The following is a 16,302-nucleotide window of genomic DNA, read 5'->3' as shown; positions in this document are numbered from 1 at the left end:
TGGCTGACAGTTGCGCCGAAGGTGCGCCTACGATGGTTCGGCAGACTGTCCAAGGGGAGCGTTGACCCGTGTCGATTCTGGAAAAGATCCTTAGCGCAGGCGAAGGCCGAATGCTGCGGCGGCTCAAGGCGGTCGCCAACGCTGTCAACTCGCTCGAGGATGAGTACACCGACCTCACCGACGCTGAGCTGCGGGAGCTGACTGATCAGTACCGCCAGCGCATCGCCGACGGCGAGACCCTCGATGACCTTCTCCCCGAGGCGTTCGCGACGGCCCGTGAGGCGGCCTCCCGGGTGCTCGGCCAGCGGCACTACGACGTGCAGGTGATGGGTGGCGCCGCGCTGCACTTCGGCAATATCGCCGAGATGAAGACCGGTGAGGGCAAGACGCTCACCTGCGTGCTCCCGGCGTATCTCAACGCGCTTTCCGGCAAGGGCGTCCACGTGGTCACGGCCAACGACTACCTGGCACAGCGCGACGCCGAGTGGATGGGGCGAGTGCACCGGTTCCTCGGCCTGAGCGTCGGCGTGGTCCTGCCCAACCGCCCTTCGCCCGAGCATCGCGCGGCGTATGAGTGCGACATCACGTACGGGACGAACAACGAGTTCGGCTTCGACTACCTGCGCGACAACATGGCCTGGTCGCGCGAGGATCTCGTGCAGCGGGGCCACAACTTCGCGATCGTGGACGAGGTCGACTCGATCCTGATCGACGAGGCCCGTACCCCGCTGATCATCTCCGGCCCGGCTGAGCAGTCCGCCCGCTGGTATTCGGAGTTCGCCTCGGTCGTTGGCCGGCTCCAGTCCGGCAAGGACGGCGAGGGCGACTACGAGGTCGACTACGCCAAGCGGACCGTCGCGATCACCGAGCGCGGCGTCGCCAAGGTCGAAGACCGGCTGGGCATCGACAACCTGTACGAGTCGGTCAACACCCCGCTCGTCGGCTACCTCAACAACGCCATCAAGGCGAAGGAGCTGTACAAGCGGGACAAGGACTACATCGTCAACGACGGTGAGGTCCTGATCGTCGACGAGTTCACCGGCCGCATCCTGCACGGCCGCCGCTACAACGAGGGCATGCACCAGGCCATCGAGGCCAAGGAGCACGTCGAGATCAAGCAGGAAAACCAGACGCTCGCGACGGTCACCCTGCAGAACTACTTCCGGCTGTACGAGAAGCTCTCCGGCATGACCGGTACCGCGCAGACCGAGGCCGCCGAGTTCAACAAGGTCTACAACGTCGGCGTGGTCAGCATCCCGACCCACCGGCCGATGGTCCGTATCGACCGGCCGGACGTCATCTACAAGACCGAGAAGGCCAAGTTCAACGCGGTCGTCGAGGACATCGCCGAGCGGCACGCCCTCGGCCAGCCGATCCTCGTCGGTACGGTCTCGGTGGAAAACTCCGAGATCCTCTCCCAGATGCTGCGCCGGCGCGGCATCCCGCACGCGGTGCTCAACGCGAAGTACCACGCGAAGGAAGCCGAGATCATCGCGCAGGCGGGCCGCAAGGGCGGGGTCACCGTGGCCACCAACATGGCCGGCCGCGGTACCGACATCCTGCTCGGTGGCAACCCGGAGCACCTCGCGGCGAACGAGCTGCACCAGCGCGGCCTCGACCCGGTTGAGCACGAGGACGACTACCAGAAGGCGCTGGAGGAGATCCTCCCGCGGTGGAAGCAGGCCTGCGACGACGAGGCCGAGGAGGTCGCGGCCGCCGGTGGCCTGTATGTGTTGGGCACCGAGCGCCACGATTCCCGCCGCATCGACAACCAGCTGCGCGGTCGTTCCGGCCGGCAGGGTGACCCGGGTGAGTCCCGTTTCTACCTGTCGCTTCAGGACGAGCTGATGCGCCGCTTCCGGGCCGGCGCGGTCGAGGCCGTCATGGAGCGCTTCAACATCCCCGAGGACGTGCCCATCGAGTCCAAGATGGTCACTCGGCAGATCAAGAGTGCACAGGGCCAGATCGAGGGCCAGAACGCCGAGACCCGCAAGAACGTCCTGAAGTACGACGAGGTGCTCAACAAGCAGCGCATGGTCGTCTACGCCGAGCGTAAGCGCGTGCTCGACGGCGAAGACCTGAACGACCAGGTGCGCCACATGATCGACGATGTCACCGAGGCGTACGTCGCGGGTGCCACCGCCGACGGTTACGCCGAAGACTGGGACCTCGACCAGCTCTGGACCAGCCTCAAGCAGCTGTACCCGGTCGGCGTCACCATCGAAGACCTCGAGGAGGAGGCCGGCGGCGAGCGCAACAACCTGGACGCCGACTTCCTGACCGCTCGCCTCAAGGACGACGCGCACGCGGCGTATGAGCGGCGCGAGGAGGAGCTGGGCACCGAGGCGGTCCGCCAGCTGGAGCGCATGGTCCTGCTGCAGGTGATCGACCGCAAGTGGCGCGAGCACCTGTACGAGATGGACTACCTCCAGGAGGGTGTCGGCCTGCGGGCGTACGCGCAGCGCGACCCGCTGGTGGAGTACCAGCGCGAGGGCTACGCGATGTTCGCCACGATGATGGACGGCATCAAGGAGGAGACCGTCGGCTTCCTCTACAACCTGGATGTCCAGGTCGAGGAGGCGGCGCCCGCCACACCGGCCCCTGGCGTGACCGGCCCGGCACCGATGCCGATGCGCGACGACGCCCCAGTCGAGATCCGCGCCAAGGGCCTCGGCCGCCAGCGCCCGCAGCAGCCACTCCAGTACTCCGCCCCGACGATCGACGGCGCGGCCGGCGACAGCGCCGTCTTCATCGAGCAGGAGCAGGATGCGGCGCCCGCACTGGGCCTGGGCGGCCCGGCCCCGCAGCGCGCTGCCAGCCGCCGGCCGTCGCCGTCGTCCGGTCAGGCTTCTAGCGGTGCCGGTCCGTCGCGTAACGCTCCCTGCCCCTGCGGCTCCGGCAAGAAGTACAAGCGCTGCCACGGCGCCCCCGCCGCCGGCGCCTGACAGCACGTCTCGACCGAAGGTCCCCAGCCGCCGCACGGTGGCCGGGGACCTTCGCCGTTTACGTCGCTGCCCGCGCGGCCAGCGGGTCGTCGCGGATCGGCAACGGGGAGAGGCTGGAGCCCCGGGGCGCCCACCGCCCGCGTGCGCAGATGAGCGCCCTGGGGGTGATGCGCGCCGCCGCCAGCGATAGCCGAACCCAGGCCGGCGTGCGTGCCGCGGCGCGAGACCAGGAGCGGGGGTCAGACCAGGCGGACGGCGGCGCAGTGCCACCTGCCGCGCTTGCGCTCCAACCGGAACGCCAGCGCCCACGTGCGCCCGAACAGCGCCAGTGCCGCCGCTCCCTCGGCAACGCCGGCCCTCGGCTCGCACACGCGCAGGTGCCGCAGGATCACGAACCTGTGCTCGCGGGAGAGGGCGCGGCCCGGGTCGTGGGTGCGGCGGAGGCCGTCGGCGCGGTCCAGGCAGGCGGCCATCTGCTCGACGATCGCTGTCGCGTTGTATCCCGTAAGGCCGCGGATGTGCGCGATCGGGCGGTAGCCATTGAAGATCTCTAGGCAGACGTCCAGGAAGCGGCGGGCGGCGCGCTTGGCCTCCATCGAGGCGTCGGCAAGCGCGGAAGCGGGTGGCGCCGTCGAGTCGTCGGTGACCCGCGCGGGGAGGGTCGGGACGCCGGAGCGGACGCGCGGCACGGGGATCGGGGCGTGCCGGCGGTGCCGGGCGGCGCCGTCGAGCTGTAGGGGAAGCTGGTCCCACAGCTGCGGCGCGGCGTCGTCGTCGAACGGCGGGTCGAGGGCCGGTGCGGGGCGAAGCCGGATGGCAGGGCGAACTTTGGCGATCATGCAACACTCCGATCAGTGTTAGCGATCTTGCGTTTGCCTTCGGTTGCCTCCGTTGGCCCTCAGTTTCCGGCACCCACCAACCATGCGTCAACGACCCTCAATGCCCTGTGGATAACCCCGGCGGGGTTCACTCGACCAGCGGGTTTTGCTGCACCCACTCGGCGGTCTCGGCGTACTTACGCTCGATGTACTCCTCCAGCTTCGACCTCTCCACCCGCCACTGCCCGCGCCCGCCGATCTTGATCGCGGGGAGATCGCCGCTGCGGACCATGTGGTAGACCTGCGAGTCCGAGACGTTCAGCTCGGCCGCCACGTCCGAGAGCAGCAGAAACCGGGAGGTCACTGCTTCAGTTTGCCATCGACAGCCTGCGAATCCACCGTACGACTCGCGAGTGGGCTCGAATACACCACGCTCGTCGTGACCGCGCCCAAGCCGCTGATCCGGCCCGCGACCTCCTCCAGGTGGCGCATCGAGCGGGCCACGACCTTGAGCACGAAGCAGTCCTCGCCGGTCACGTGGTGGGCCTCGATGATCTCGGGCGTGGAGTCGAGCAGCGCGTGGAAGGGCCGGTAGTTGCCGGTCGGGTAGCGCAGGCGCACGAACGCCATGATCGAAAGGCCGACCCGCTCCGGCGAGATCGTGGCGCGGTAGCCGGTGATCACGCCGGACTCCTCCAGCCGCCGCACCCGCTCGGCGACCGCGCTCGGCGACATCGCCACCGCTCGGGCGAGGTCCGCGAAGCTCGTCCGCCCGTCGTCCTGGAGTGCGTCGAGGATTCGCCAGTCGGTGGCGTCGAGAACCGGTGATTCCACGGACATCAGCCGAGAGTACCGGCGAGGCGACGGTCAGAGCACCCCAACGCCGTGCGACAGCGGTGTGGCCAACCGCATCGGATCCGTACCGTCAAAGCCATGACCAACCAGCAAGCCATCGCCTGGTTCGAAGCCCGGCTGGCGTTCCAGACCGATGTCTCCGACGTCCAGGCGGCGCTGGCCGGCGGTGACCCGGGTTTCACGCTCGTCGACACCCGCGACCTCACCGCCTGGCGGCAGGGCCACATACCCGGCGCCGTCCACCTGCCCCGCGCCATGATCCCGGTACGCGGCGACCGCCTCCTCGACCGCGCCCGCCCCGTCGTGACGTACTGCTGGGGGCCCGGCTGCGACGGCGCCACGAAGGCGGCGCTGGAGCTGGCCCGGCGGGGTTACGCGGTCAAGGAGATGATCGGCGGGATCGAGTACTGGATCCGCGAGGGCTTTCCGGTGGAGACCGCGGAGGGCCTGGTCACGCGGCCGGCCGACCCACTTACCGCCCCGGTTCACAGTTGATCAACCAGAGGGTGTAGGACATCTAGCGACAAGGGGGTCGAGGCCCGGGGGTCAACGCGTGTCAGATCAGCTCATCCGGGTGTACCTCCCGGCGACGCTCGCAATGCTCTCGTCGCTCCGCGAGCGAGGTGAGATCAACGGGTCCGAGGCGCATGCCGTAACGCCCGCGCTACGCGAGTGGTACGCGGAGGGCGACGAGGAGGAGTTGGAGTACGTCGCGTTCACCCGCGCCGCCCAGGGCGCTCTCCGCCTGCTCCGCCACGATCCTGCCGCCCCGCGCCGGCGCGTTGTGGTCTCGGCCGACCTGCCGCCCGGCGCGATCACCCGGGAGGACCGCGAGCTCGGGTCGAGCGAGGTGCGGCTGACGAGCCCGATCCAGCTCGCCTCGGTGGCGGCAGTCCACATCGACGGTGAGGGCGCGGTCGACGACATCGCGGCGGCGGTCGACACGGTCGAGGAGGCGCTGGCCGGCGACGAGGACGCCCAGTTCACCGTGGATAGTGCCGAAGACCACGAGCTGGAGTGGTACGACGTGAGCGAGCTGGAGACGATCGCCTAATCCATGCGCTTCGGCAGCGTCCGGCCGAAGGACACGATCGCCACGATCGCGCCTACGAAGAGCACCACCAGCGCGTTGTTGACCCGCGAGCTGTCCATCATCTGCTGTGCCGTGGCGTCGGCCTCGCTTACCGAGCCGGCCAGGGCGAGCACGTCCGCGCCGAGCGTGCGGACGATGAACTCCGCAGCGACAAGCAGCAGGCCTGGGCCGGCGCCGGCGATCGCGTACGCCGGCCACTTCGGCGCCACCGCGTCGGCACCCGCCCGCCGGACCGCCCGGCGCAGGTAGAAGAAGGCGACCAGCGCGGCGGCGAGGCCGGTGCAGACCGCGATCGTGAGCGCGGACCAGCCGGAGGCGCTGAGCCGAGAGGAGGGGTCGTCCGTGCTGCCGTACAGCGACATGAGGTTGGGCTGGAAGTTGTCCAGCACCTGCTCGACCGCGAAGACCACCAGCCCGGCGGTGACGATCGCGCCGACGACCGCGGGGGCCCGCACGGCGGCGAGCGCCCCACCGGCCGTGACCGCTGCGGCCACGGTGCCGGCGAGTACCGTGCTGGCCTCCCCACCGCCGTAGCTGGTGATCACGACGATCGCCGCGATGACGCCGACGGCCAGGCCGGCGCCGACCGAGGCGGCGAAGCGCAGCAGCACGCGCAGGCGGCGCAGCAGGTGGCCGACGGCGAGGCTGGCGGCCGCCCCGGCGACAAGGCCGGCGGAGATCACGGTGGGCAGTGCCATGGCGGCCGACGTGATCGCGAGCGTGCCCTCACCGGAGGTGATCTCGGCGTGTGACGACCACATCATCGCCGCGAGCCAGGCCAGCGCGATGACCGCGAGGACGGTGGCGCCGAACGCCGGTGGGCCCTCCGGCGCGGGAGTATCGGTGGACGCGGCGGGCGCGGCCTCGGTGACACTCGACTTCTCGGTCATCGTCTCCCCTTCACCCGGGCAGCTTATTAGCGTACGCGGCACGCCCGAACCGCCGGCGCCCGCGGCACCTGCCCAGAGGCGCCGCCACGGCCGGCACGACATGTAAGGATGGAACAACGCAGAGATCCTGACAGGAGCCCGCCATGGACGCCGCCTTCGTCGTACCCGAACCGCATAACGAACCGGTACGCACCTACGCCCCCGGCACCCCGGAGCGCGAGAGCCTCCAGCGCCGCATAGCCGAACTCGCCGGCGAGCGCGCGGAGCTGACGATGACCGTTGACGGTGAGCAGCGCATGGCCGGCGGCGCGGCGATCGAGGTGGTGCAGCCGCACCGGCACCGGCATGTGCTGGGTGTCACCCACAACGCAACCAACGCGGATGCCTCGGCGGCGGTGACGGCCGCGAAGAAGGCGGCGCCGATGTGGCGGGCCCTGTCGTACCACGATCGGGCGGCCATCTTCCTGCGCGCCGCAGACCTCCTCGCCGGCCCGTGGCGGGACACGCTCAACGGCGCTACGGTCCTCGGCCAGTCCAAGTCGGTGTATCAGGCGGAGATCGACGCGGCGTGCGAGCTCATCGACTTCCTGCGTTTCAATGTCCACTTCGGACAGAGGCTCCTCGGCGAGCAGTTGCTCTCCTCGGCGGGCGTGTGGAACAGGTTCGACCACCGGCCGCTCGAAGGCTTCGTGTACGCGATTACCCCGTTCAACTTCACCGCCATCGCTGGCAACCTGCCCGCCGCGCCCGCGCTGATGGGCAACACCGTGGTGTGGAAGCCCTCGCCGACGCAGCAGTTCGCCGCGCACTTCACGATGCGGCTCTTCGAAGCGGCCGGCCTCCCGCCCGGCGTCATCAACATGGTGACCGGCGACGGCATCCCGGTGTCCGAGGTGGCGCTCGCCGACCCCGACCTGGCCGGCATCCACTTCACGGGCTCGACCCGGACGTTCCAGACGCTGTGGCAGGCCGTGGGGCAGAACCTCGCCGGGTACCGGTCGTACCCGCGCCTGGTCGGCGAGACCGGCGGCAAGGACTTCGTCATCGCCCACTCCAGCGCCGACCCGGACGCGCTCGTCACCGCGCTGGTGCGGGGCGCGTTCGAGTACCAGGGGCAGAAGTGCTCGGCGGCCTCGCGGGCGTACGTGCCGCGGTCACTGTGGGAGGGCGGCGTTCGCGACCGGCTCGCCGCCACCGCTGACTCGCTGACGTACGGCGACGTCACCGACCTCGCCAACTTCGGCGGGGCGGTCATCGACGCGCGGGCGTTCGCCAAGCACGCCGCCGCCCTCGACCTGGTGAAGAACTCGGCCTCCTGCACGGTGATCGCCGGCGGTACCGCGGACGACAGCGAGGGCTGGTTCGTGCGGCCGACGGTGGTCGAGTGCACCGACCCCGGGCACGAGGTCTTCACCACCGAGTACTTCGGTCCGATCCTCGGTGTGTACGTCTTCGACGACGCCCGCTTCGAGGACGTGGTGACGCAGGCCGAGAGCGCCGCGCAGTACGCGTTGACCGGCTCGGTCTTCGCCACCGACCGGCGGACGATCGAGTGGGCCTCCGACGCCCTGCGCTACGCCGCCGGCAACTTCTACATCAACGACAAGCCGACCGGCGCGGTCGTCGGGCAGCAGCCGTTCGGCGGCGCGCGCGCCAGCGGCACCAACGACAAGGCCGGCTCCTGGCACAACCTGATCCGGTGGACGTCGCCCCGGACCATCAAGGAGACGTTCGTCCCGCCCACCGACCACACCTACCCCCATATGGGCTAGGCCTGGGCGGCTAGACCGCGGACACCGACTCGATGCGGGGTAGGAGGAAGACGCGCTCGTCCTCGCGGAGCTGGCACCAGGCCGTTAGCTTCGGCCCGTCCAGCTCCGCAGGTTCGATGACGCGGCGGGTCGACTCGCCTTCGCCGTTGGTGTACGAGATCTCGATCGGCGTGCCCTGACTGACCGCCCCGATGAGCAGCAGCCGCTGTGCGGTGCTGAGGTGCGTCGCGTGGTCGCGCACCGCTCGCGCGACGCTCATCGGGGTGGGACGGGACACGGCCGCCTCGTCGCTGTCCACATGGGACGAAATCAGTCGCTCCGCCAGCGCCGCGAGGTCGGCCGGGGTACGGGGCGGGCGGTTGCGCTCCGCACGGCGCGGTGCCGGCACCCGGTGGCGCGGCGCGCGTTCCACCGTGGCGACTCCGTCCGCGTCCTCGCCCGACGGCGCGTACCCAGCGGCGCGCAGCGCGGAGAGCGTCTCGGCCACCGGCAGCGCGCTGGCGAGCACCGTGGGCGCCAGCACGGTGAGCCCGAGCGGGCGTAGCGCCCGCGCGCCGGCTATCTCGGCCAGCAGCGTGGGATCATCCGCGCGTACGACACACCCGACCGCCCGTACGCGCATCCGGCCGTGCTGGCGGCCGATGTCGCCGACGAGGTACTCCAGCACCTGGGGCAGCGCGCCGCCGACCGCCGCGGCCCGGAGGTCGGCGAGCAGGCGGTCCGGCGTGTGGCCGGCGTCGAGCGCGGCCCGTACCGAGGCGGGTGAGAAGCGCCACGTGACCGCGCCCCCGCCGGACTCGCGGACCGCGGCCGAGTCCAGCAGGCTGGCGAGTGCCGCGGCGGGCGTACCCGGCACGACGGCCGTGAGGTCGTTCTGGAACACGGCCTCCGCGACCGCCGGCGGCAGCAGGGCGGAGACCGCGGCTTCCGGCGAGTCACCCGCGAGGAGCGCCCGGCCCAGCGGCGTCAGCGCGCCGTGCGCCAGCGCCCCGACGAGGTGCGCCTCCCGCCACAGCCCGTCGAGTAACGCGGCGTCCCCGGAAAGCATTGGCAGCCGCCAGCCGAGCACCTCCGCGAGCCCGGCCGCCGCGCCCTGACCGCCGGGCAGCTCGGCCGCGGCCTGTAGCAGGGCCGGGCGCAGGTCGTACGCGGCCATACCCAGCGCGTCCCGGGTCAGCGCGGCCGTACCGTCGCCGGCGAGTGGCGCGGCAGGCAGGTGCGGCCAGGCGCGCAGCAGCGGCACAAGGCGGCCGGCGGGCTCGGCCGCACACCACTCGTCGTACGCCTCACTGGGCAGCACCCGCATCTCGGAGACGCCGACCAGGCCGGCCGCGTACGCGAGCTCCAGCCACAGCCGTACCTCCGGCTCGCCGCAGCCGACCGACTTGGCCAGCCGGCGCAGCTCGCGGGTACCGACGCCGCCGGCCTTGAGTAGCGCGACGGGCGCCGCGGCGACCGCGCCGAGCAGCGCGGACGCCTGCTCGACCGCGGTGGTGGCCGCGGCGGCGGCCTCGCGCTCCATCGCCTCCGGCGGCACGCCGACAAGATCAGGAGTGGGCGGCAGCGGGTCGAACGGCGCTCGCCAGTCCGGCCCGCGCAACGCCATCCCGACCTCACCCGGCATCTGCGCGTGCTGCCACCCGTCCGAGACCAGCAGGCCGTGGCGCACCGCCCAGGCGAGCGGGCCGCTGCCCGGGCGGTCGTAGATGCCCATGACCACCAGGGGGCCGTCCCACGCGACCTTCGCGAGCAGGTCGCGCGCCGCGACGGGGGCGGACGCGACCACCGAACGCACCCGCTCGCCGTCGGCCAGCGCGGCGCAGACGTCGGCCAGGGCGGTTGCTCGGGTACGCCCGCGGGGCAGCCCGAGCGCCGCGGCGATCTCGTGCAGGTCGGCGACCGGGGCGCCCTCGAAGAGGCGGCGTGCCGGTGGGCCGAGGTGGAGCGGGTGCTCGAACGCGTTCCACAGCGGACCGGCCATGCGCAGCTCGTCGCCGTCCGGCCAGACGAGGGCGCGCTGGGCGAGCACGGTGAGCGTGGCGGCCAGCTCGGGGTCGTCCGGCTTGCGCCCGAGCGTGGCGGCGAGCTGGTCGAGCCCGACGAGCGGCCCACCAAAAGCCTGGAGTACCTCCACCACCTGTAGCGCGGGCAGTGGCAGCGCACCGGCGGTCATCATCACCGCGTCGGGATCCTGGAGCCGGCCGGCCAGAGCGCTCAAACTGGACACCTGCGGCCGGTCCAACGCCTCCGGGCGGCGGGTCAGGATCGCGGCGAGCTCGTCGGGGAGAGGCCGGCGAGCCATCGCACCAGAGGTGACGTCACGGAAGTTCACCCTCTCGCAGCCGGCGGCGAGTCGCCAGTCCCTGGTTCGTGCCAAAGACGTGTCGCGCCACCCCAGGCGTGCCGCTGCCCGCCATAGCGTCTCATCCATGGACGGGGTACTGGACGGCCGCTACCGGCTGGAGGGGGAGATCGCACAGGGCGCGATCGGCGCCGTGTGGCGAGCCGTGGACATGGTCACCGGGGGCTGGTGGCCGTGAAGATGCTGCGTCCTGAAGCGGCCGAGGAGCCCGAGCTGGTCCGGGGCTTCCAGGAGGAGTACGGGCTGCTCGCCGCCATCAAGCATCCGTCCGTCGTGCGCCCGCACCGGCTCGTCGAGTCCGGTGGCGCGCTCGCGATCGTGATGGACCTGGTCGACGGCGAGGACCTGCGCAGGCGGGTCCGCCGGGACGGGCCGGTGCCGCCGGCGATCGCGGCGAACATCGTGGCGCAGGTGGCCGACGCGCTCGCGTACCTGCACGATCAAGGCATCGTCCACGCGGACGTGAAGCCGGGCAACCTCGTCGTGCCCGCGGACGGCGGGGCTGTGCGTGTCGTGGACTTCGGCGTGGCGCGCCGGATGGACGGCACCCCGCCGGTCTCCATCCACGCCACTCCGGAGTACGCCGCGCCGGAGGTGGTCGGTGGGGCCGCTCCGTCGCCCACCGCGGACATCTACGCGCTCGGCATCGTCCTTTTTGAACTCCTCTGCGGCCGGAGTCCGTTCCGGGGCGGGGGTCCGCTCCAGGTGTTGCGCCGCCACGGGATGTGCGCGGCCGTGCCGCCGCCCGGCCTCCCGCCGGTCGTGTGGCCGGTCATCGAGGAGTGCCTGTCACCCGACCCCGCGCGCCGACCGGACGCCCGGCTCGTCGCCGCGCGGCTGCGAGGCGTGGAGCCGGCGCTCGACGGCGCACCCCCGTTGCCGGCCCTCGCGGCCGACCAGATCACGTGGTGGCCCCGCCCGGCCGGCGCCGCGGCGGCGGTCGCGAAGGTGACATGGGTGCCGCTGCGCGCCGCCCGGTCTCGCCCGCTTCGGCGTACGTGGGGCGGATGGTCTCGATTCCCGTGGCCGGGATGAGCACCGCCATCGAGCTCGGCGCGGCGTACGGCACCGAGAGCCCGTGGCCGGGCGCCAACACCGAGCCGGTGCCGATGCCGGTCCCGGTACCGGCGATGCCGATGGCCGCGCCCGCGCCCGCGCCGCCCAAACGACGCCGGGCGGTGCCGGTCGTGCTGGCGGGCGCCGGTGCGGCGGCGGTCGCGGCGATCGCCGTCGTGGGCACGCTTCTCGTCGCCGGCGGCGGCTCGAGTGGCACCGCACCCGCCGGCCCCGCCGCTACGGCCACACCGCCCGTCGCTGCCGTCACACCGGCACCGACAATGACTCCTTCCACAGTGGTCCCATCCATCATGGACCTACCGCCCGAGATGGAAGACTGGCCAGACATCGGGGATGCCTTGCCGAGCCCGCGCCGGGCAGGATGATCACTTCTCGTGATCAACTCGCTACTCGTCCTCACCGGACTGTCGGGCACGGACAGTGCACAGTGGAGGATATCGCCCTGCGGATCATGCGAAATCCTGGACGCGGCGGCGACAAAGTGGCAGCGTGGAGGGCATGGCAGAAACTGCAATCAACCCCACCGCGGCGGCCCTTCTCGGGCTGCTCCACGAAGGACCGATGACTGGCGGCCAGTTGATGTCCTCGGCTGAGCGACGGCTCGGTCCGTTCTGGTCGATGACGCGTAGCCAGGTTTACCGCGAGTTGCCCGCCCTGGCCGACGCCGGATACGTCCGACTCGGCAAGCCGGGACCGCGGTCGAGTCAGCCGTACGCGATCACCGCCTCCGGCAAGCGCGCCTTCGGGCGGTGGCTGGCCGAGCCGCCGGGACGCGACGCCGTGCGTAACCCGCACGCCCTCCGCGTGGCCTTCGGCGAGCAGCACGCCGCCACTCAGCTGAAGGACCTTTACTCCGGCGCGACCGAATATCACACCCAGGCGCTCGCCTCCGCGCGGGAGCAGGCCAAGGAGGTTAAGAAGGGGGGTGACAACTACGGCTCGGCGGCACTCGAGTTCGCCGTGGCCTACCACCGGGCCGCCCTGTCGTGGCTGAAGACGGCACCCGGAGCCTGACGGCCTATCCTTGATTGTTGTGACCGCTGCCGACTTCGCTGACCAGCTCAAGACCCTCGACGCCACCCTGCGCAATATCGAGGCCGTTGTCGACCTCGACCGGCTGCGGCGGGACAAAGCCGAGCTTGAGCAGCAGGCGTCCGCCCCCGACCTGTGGGATGACCAGGCACGGGCGCAGGAGGTCACTTCGAAGCTGTCGTATGTCAACGGGGAGATCGGAAAGCTGGAGGGGTTGCGCCGCCGGCTCGACGACGCCCTAGTGCTGCTGGAGCTGGCCGAGGCCGAAGACGACCCAGGCGTTGTCGCCGAGGTCGGCACGGAAGTGGCCAGCTTGCACAAGGCGGTCGAGGAGATGGAGGTGCGCACCCTCCTCTCCGGTGAGTACGACTCTCGCGAGGCCCTCGTCGCCATCCGGGCGGGTGCCGGCGGGGTCGACGCGGCCGACTTCGCCGAGATGCTGCTCCGGATGTACCTGCGGTGGGCGGAGCGGCACGGCTACCCCACCGAGGTCTACGACACGTCGTACGCGGAGGAGGCGGGCCTCAAGTCGGCCACCTTCGCGGTCAAGGCGCCGTATGCATACGGCACGCTGAGTGTCGAGGCGGGCACGCACCGTCTGGTGCGGATCAGCCCGTTCGACAACCAGGGCCGTCGGCAGACGAGCTTCGCCGGCGTCGAGGTGCTCCCGGTCGTCGAGCAGACCGACCACATCGACATCCCGGAAAACGAGATGCGGGTCGACGTGTACCGATCGTCGGGGCCTGGTGGACAGAGCGTGAACACCACCGACTCGGCGGTCCGGATCACACACATCCCCACCGGCATCGTGGTCACCTGCCAGAACGAAAAGTCACAGTTGCAGAACAAGGCGTCCGCCCTGCGCGTCCTCCAGGCCCGCCTGCTGGAGCGGAAGAGGCAGGAAGAGCTGGCCAAGATGGAGGGCCTGAAGGCCGACGCGGCCGGCTCGTGGGGTGACCAGATGCGGTCGTACGTCCTGCACCCGTACCAGATGGTGAAGGATCTGCGGACCGAGGAGGAGACGGGCAACCCGACCTCGGTCTTCGACGGCGAAATCGACGAGTTCATCGAGGCTGGCGTCCGCTGGCGCAAGCAGCGGGAGCGGGAGAGCGGGTCGGCCTAGCGGCCCACGTCGAGGGTTCAACCTCCCGTGGTTTTTACGTCATTGCGCGCGAACCGGTGCAGGGTGGACTTGGCTATCTGGTTACACCGCGTAGACTCCTGACCCGTGATTCAGCTCGAGCACGTCACGAAGACGTACCCGAAGGCGTCCCGGCCGTCTCTGGACGAGGTGTCGGTCGGGATCGAGAAGGGCGAGTTCGTCTTCTTCATCGGTCCGTCCGGCTCCGGCAAGTCCACGATCATCAAGCTGCTGCTGCACGAGGTCACGCCGAACCAGGGGCGGGTCGTCGTCAACGGCCGGGATGTCACGTCGATGCGCTCCTGGAAGATCCCCAACTTCCGGCGCTCGATCGGCTGCGTCTTCCAGGACTTCCGCCTGCTGCCCAACCGGACCGCGTATGAGAACGTCGCGTTCGCGCTTGAGGTGATCGGTAAGACCAAGGCGGTCGCCCGCCGGGTGGTGCCCGAGGTGCTGGAGCTCGTCGGTCTCGGCGGCAAGGAGCACCGCTACCCGCACGAGCTCTCCGGTGGTGAGCAGCAGCGTGTGGCGGTGGCGCGGGCCTTCGTCAACCGGCCGCTGATCCTGCTGGCCGACGAGCCCACCGGAAACCTGGACCCTGACACGTCGATCGAGATCATGCGACTGCTGGACCGGATCAACCGGACCGGCACCACGGTCGTGATGGTCACCCACGACTCCAACATCGTCAACCAGATGCGGCGCCGGGTCGTTGAGATCGAGAGTGGCCGGATCGTCCGCGACCAGGCGCGCGGCGTCTACGGCTAGTCGCACCGACCTACCCAGCGAAGGAACCCTCAATGCAGCGCCTTAAGTACGTCCTGTCCGAGGTCCTGGTCGGGCTGTGGCGCAACGTCACCATGACGGTCGCCATGATCATCACCCTGGCCGTCTCGTTGGCCATGCTGGGTGCAAGTGGTCTGATGTACCTCCAGGTCAACAGCATGAAGGACTTCTACTACGACCAGATCGAAGTGGCGATCTTCCTCAACAACGACGTCACTGACCAGCAGCGCAGCGATCTGGACAACGCGCTCAAGTCCGACCCGCTGGTGGCCGAGGTCATCTACGAGTCCAAGGAACAGGCGCACGAGAAGTTCAAGACCATGTACGCGGACGCGCCGGACCTGGTCAACGCCGTCAAGCCGGGCCAGCTGCCCGAGTCCTTCCGGGTGCGCCTGAAGAACCCGGAGCAGTTCCAGCAGATCAACGACAAGTACAAGAACAACGAGGGCGTCGAGACGATCGTCGACCAGCAGCGGCTGCTCGACAAGATCTTCAACATCCTCGGGTCGGTGCAGAACATGGCACTGCTGGCCGCGTCGATCATGGCGATCGCGGCACTGCTCCTGGTTGGCAATACGATCCAGGTCGCCGCGTACAGCAAACGGCGCGAGGTCGCCGTCATGAAGCTGGTCGGCGCCTCGAACTGGTTCATACAGGCACCATTCGTGCTCGAGGCGGTGGTCGCCGGCCTCATCGGCTCGATCATCGCGTTCGTCGGGCTGTTCCTGGGCAAGTTGTTCCTGCTCGACGGCTCGCTACGCGACCTGACCGAGCTACTGACGCCGCTGAGCTGGGCCGACGTGCTGCTGATGTTCCCGCTGATGGCCGGCGTCGGTGCGCTGGTCAGCGCGGTCACCGCATGGGTCACGCTCCGGTTCTACCTGCGGGTCTAGTTCCCGCCACTCTCCGTAATCGCCGTTCCTCGTCTTGCCGGGGAGCGGCGATTTCTTTTGTACTGTTGCGTCCGTTGTGACAGGAGTACGGCCGGCACCCCCGTGCAGCCGCTCAAATGGCTGCCGGGTTGCCTTTGCTGAGCTGTACCATTGCGCGGTGCCGAGGGAAAAGGGTCGTAAGGTCGTCGCGTCGAATCGCAAGGCGCGGCACGACTACGCCATCCTCGACACCTACGAGGCGGGCATGGCGCTCACCGGCACCGAGGTCAAGTCGCTCCGGGCCGGGCGCGCGTCCCTGGTGGACGCGTTCGCCCAGGAAAAGGGCGGCGAGCTTTACCTCTACGGCATGCACATCCCCGAGTACGTCCAGGGCACCTGGACCAACCACGAGCCCCGCCGCACCCGGAAGCTGCTGCTCAAGCGCATCGAGATCGACCGGCTGGTCGGCAAGCTGAAGGAGAGCGGTCTCACGCTCGTGCCCCTCTCGGTGTACTTCTCGGATGGCTGGGCCAAGGTCGAGATCGGACTCGCCAAGGGCAAGAAGGCGTACGACAAGCGCCAGGACCTCGCCAAGCGGGACGCCGACCGGGAAATCACCCGTGCGATGGGCCGGCGTGGGAAGGGCATGGAGTAACAGG

Annotated in this window: 16 protein-coding genes; 11 read left to right on the top strand and 5 right to left on the bottom strand. The window is 70.1% G+C overall.

Annotation, left to right across the window (positions count from 1 at the left end; all coding sequences use genetic code 11):
- Positions 1 to 68 precede the first annotated feature (68 nt).
- Positions 69 to 2,945 (top strand): preprotein translocase subunit SecA, encoded by a 2,877-nt coding sequence (gene secA, locus Pflav_RS29130; protein WP_173039783.1) that lies wholly within the window; start codon positions 69 to 71, stop codon positions 2,943 to 2,945.
- Between the two features lie 239 nt (positions 2,946 to 3,184).
- Here secA and Pflav_RS29125 read toward each other — a convergent pair whose 3' ends face one another.
- The 3 genes from Pflav_RS29125 to Pflav_RS29115 all read right to left on the bottom strand — a co-directional run bounded on the left by Pflav_RS29125 (position 3,185) and on the right by Pflav_RS29115 (position 4,603).
- Positions 3,185 to 3,784, bottom strand: coding sequence for an Rv3235 family protein (locus Pflav_RS29125; RefSeq protein ID WP_173039781.1), 600 nt, complete (start codon positions 3,782 to 3,784; stop codon positions 3,185 to 3,187).
- Between the two features lie 127 nt (positions 3,785 to 3,911).
- The gene (locus Pflav_RS29120; RefSeq protein ID WP_173039779.1) at positions 3,912 to 4,127 is read right to left on the bottom strand and encodes a helix-turn-helix transcriptional regulator; all 216 of its coding nucleotides are present in this window, start codon (positions 4,125 to 4,127) and stop codon (positions 3,912 to 3,914) included.
- Positions 4,124 to 4,603, bottom strand: coding sequence for an Lrp/AsnC family transcriptional regulator (locus Pflav_RS29115; protein WP_173039777.1), 480 nt, complete (start codon positions 4,601 to 4,603; stop codon positions 4,124 to 4,126). The genes Pflav_RS29120 and Pflav_RS29115 overlap by 4 nt, the downstream gene beginning before the upstream one ends.
- A gap of 93 nt (positions 4,604 to 4,696) precedes the next feature.
- Here Pflav_RS29115 and Pflav_RS29110 point away from each other — a divergent pair, with 93 nt between their 5' ends.
- Together Pflav_RS29110 and Pflav_RS29105 are read left to right on the top strand one after the other, a co-directional pair.
- Positions 4,697 to 5,113, top strand: a complete 417-nt coding sequence (locus Pflav_RS29110; protein WP_173039775.1) for a rhodanese-like domain-containing protein — start codon at positions 4,697 to 4,699, stop codon at positions 5,111 to 5,113.
- Positions 5,114 to 5,171: 58 nt separating this feature from the next.
- Positions 5,172 to 5,672: a DUF6912 family protein gene (locus Pflav_RS29105; protein WP_173039773.1), complete on the top strand. Its 501-nt coding sequence runs from the start codon at positions 5,172 to 5,174 to the stop codon at positions 5,670 to 5,672.
- On the opposite strand, the gene Pflav_RS29100 is transcribed toward Pflav_RS29105, so the two are convergent.
- Positions 5,669 to 6,601: a hypothetical protein gene (locus Pflav_RS29100; protein ID WP_173039771.1), complete on the bottom strand. Its 933-nt coding sequence runs from the start codon at positions 6,599 to 6,601 to the stop codon at positions 5,669 to 5,671. The genes Pflav_RS29105 and Pflav_RS29100 overlap by 4 nt on opposite strands.
- Positions 6,602 to 6,744: 143 nt before the next feature.
- On the opposite strand from Pflav_RS29100, the gene pruA reads away from it, so the two are divergent.
- A complete protein-coding gene (pruA, locus tag Pflav_RS29095) occupies positions 6,745 to 8,373 on the top strand; it encodes an L-glutamate gamma-semialdehyde dehydrogenase (RefSeq protein ID WP_173039769.1) in 1,629 nt (542 codons plus the stop codon).
- Positions 8,374 to 8,383: 10 nt separating this feature from the next.
- Here the strand turns inward: pruA and Pflav_RS29090 are convergent, their stop codons facing one another.
- Complete coding sequence (locus Pflav_RS29090) at positions 8,384 to 10,675, bottom strand: helicase-associated domain-containing protein (protein WP_173039767.1); 2,292 nt, start codon at positions 10,673 to 10,675, stop codon at positions 8,384 to 8,386.
- 240 nt (positions 10,676 to 10,915) lie between these two features.
- Between Pflav_RS29090 and Pflav_RS29085 the strand changes: the two genes are divergently transcribed.
- The 7 genes from Pflav_RS29085 to smpB all read left to right on the top strand — a co-directional run bounded on the left by Pflav_RS29085 (position 10,916) and on the right by smpB (position 16,298).
- On the top strand, positions 10,916 to 11,770 hold the full coding sequence (locus Pflav_RS29085) for a serine/threonine-protein kinase (protein ID WP_232072754.1): 855 nt from the start codon (positions 10,916 to 10,918) through the stop codon (positions 11,768 to 11,770).
- Entirely contained in the window at positions 11,767 to 12,177 is a 411-nt protein-coding gene (locus Pflav_RS29080) for a hypothetical protein (protein WP_173039763.1), read from the top strand. The genes Pflav_RS29085 and Pflav_RS29080 overlap by 4 nt, the downstream gene beginning before the upstream one ends.
- A gap of 133 nt (positions 12,178 to 12,310) precedes the next feature.
- Entirely contained in the window at positions 12,311 to 12,826 is a 516-nt protein-coding gene (locus Pflav_RS29075; RefSeq protein ID WP_173039761.1) for a PadR family transcriptional regulator, read from the top strand.
- Between the two features lie 19 nt (positions 12,827 to 12,845).
- On the top strand, positions 12,846 to 13,967 hold the full coding sequence (prfB, locus tag Pflav_RS29070) for a peptide chain release factor 2 (RefSeq protein WP_173039759.1): 1,122 nt from the start codon (positions 12,846 to 12,848) through the stop codon (positions 13,965 to 13,967).
- Positions 13,968 to 14,072: 105 nt separating this feature from the next.
- Positions 14,073 to 14,753: a cell division ATP-binding protein FtsE gene (gene ftsE / locus Pflav_RS29065; RefSeq protein WP_173039757.1), complete on the top strand. Its 681-nt coding sequence runs from the start codon at positions 14,073 to 14,075 to the stop codon at positions 14,751 to 14,753.
- Positions 14,754 to 14,785: 32 nt separating this feature from the next.
- On the top strand, positions 14,786 to 15,664 hold the full coding sequence (gene ftsX / locus Pflav_RS29060) for a permease-like cell division protein FtsX (RefSeq protein WP_173039755.1): 879 nt from the start codon (positions 14,786 to 14,788) through the stop codon (positions 15,662 to 15,664).
- A gap of 157 nt (positions 15,665 to 15,821) precedes the next feature.
- Positions 15,822 to 16,298: an SsrA-binding protein SmpB gene (gene smpB, locus Pflav_RS29055; protein ID WP_173039753.1), complete on the top strand. Its 477-nt coding sequence runs from the start codon at positions 15,822 to 15,824 to the stop codon at positions 16,296 to 16,298.
- Positions 16,299 to 16,302: the final 4 nt, after the last annotated feature.

Origin of the sequence: Phytohabitans flavus (assembly GCF_011764545.1) — a bacterium.
Lineage (GTDB): Bacteria > Actinomycetota > Actinomycetes > Mycobacteriales > Micromonosporaceae > Phytohabitans > Phytohabitans flavus.
Note: the sequence above shows the minus strand (reverse complement) of the source record. Positions and strands in the feature narration are given on the sequence as shown.

What these genes read in the sequence shown, in the direction of transcription:
- pruA (WP_173039769.1), top strand. Translation starts at nt 6,745, where the DNA reads ATGGACGCCGCCTTCGTCGTACCCGAACCGCATAACGAACCGGTACGC.
- Pflav_RS29100 (WP_173039771.1), bottom strand. Translation starts at nt 6,601, where the DNA reads ATGACCGAGAAGTCGAGTGTCACCGAGGCCGCGCCCGCCGCGTCCACC.
- Pflav_RS29115 (WP_173039777.1), bottom strand. Translation starts at nt 4,603, where the DNA reads ATGTCCGTGGAATCACCGGTTCTCGACGCCACCGACTGGCGAATCCTC.
- Pflav_RS29125 (WP_173039781.1), bottom strand. Translation starts at nt 3,784, where the DNA reads ATGATCGCCAAAGTTCGCCCTGCCATCCGGCTTCGCCCCGCACCGGCC.
- Pflav_RS29090 (WP_173039767.1), bottom strand. Translation starts at nt 10,675, where the DNA reads ATGGCTCGCCGGCCTCTCCCCGACGAGCTCGCCGCGATCCTGACCCGC.
- Pflav_RS29075 (WP_173039761.1), top strand. Translation starts at nt 12,311, where the DNA reads ATGGCAGAAACTGCAATCAACCCCACCGCGGCGGCCCTTCTCGGGCTG.
- Pflav_RS29085 (WP_232072754.1), top strand. Translation starts at nt 10,916, where the DNA reads ATGCTGCGTCCTGAAGCGGCCGAGGAGCCCGAGCTGGTCCGGGGCTTC.
- Pflav_RS29110 (WP_173039775.1), top strand. Translation starts at nt 4,697, where the DNA reads ATGACCAACCAGCAAGCCATCGCCTGGTTCGAAGCCCGGCTGGCGTTC.
- Pflav_RS29080 (WP_173039763.1), top strand. Translation starts at nt 11,767, where the DNA reads ATGAGCACCGCCATCGAGCTCGGCGCGGCGTACGGCACCGAGAGCCCG.
- ftsX (WP_173039755.1), top strand. Translation starts at nt 14,786, where the DNA reads ATGCAGCGCCTTAAGTACGTCCTGTCCGAGGTCCTGGTCGGGCTGTGG.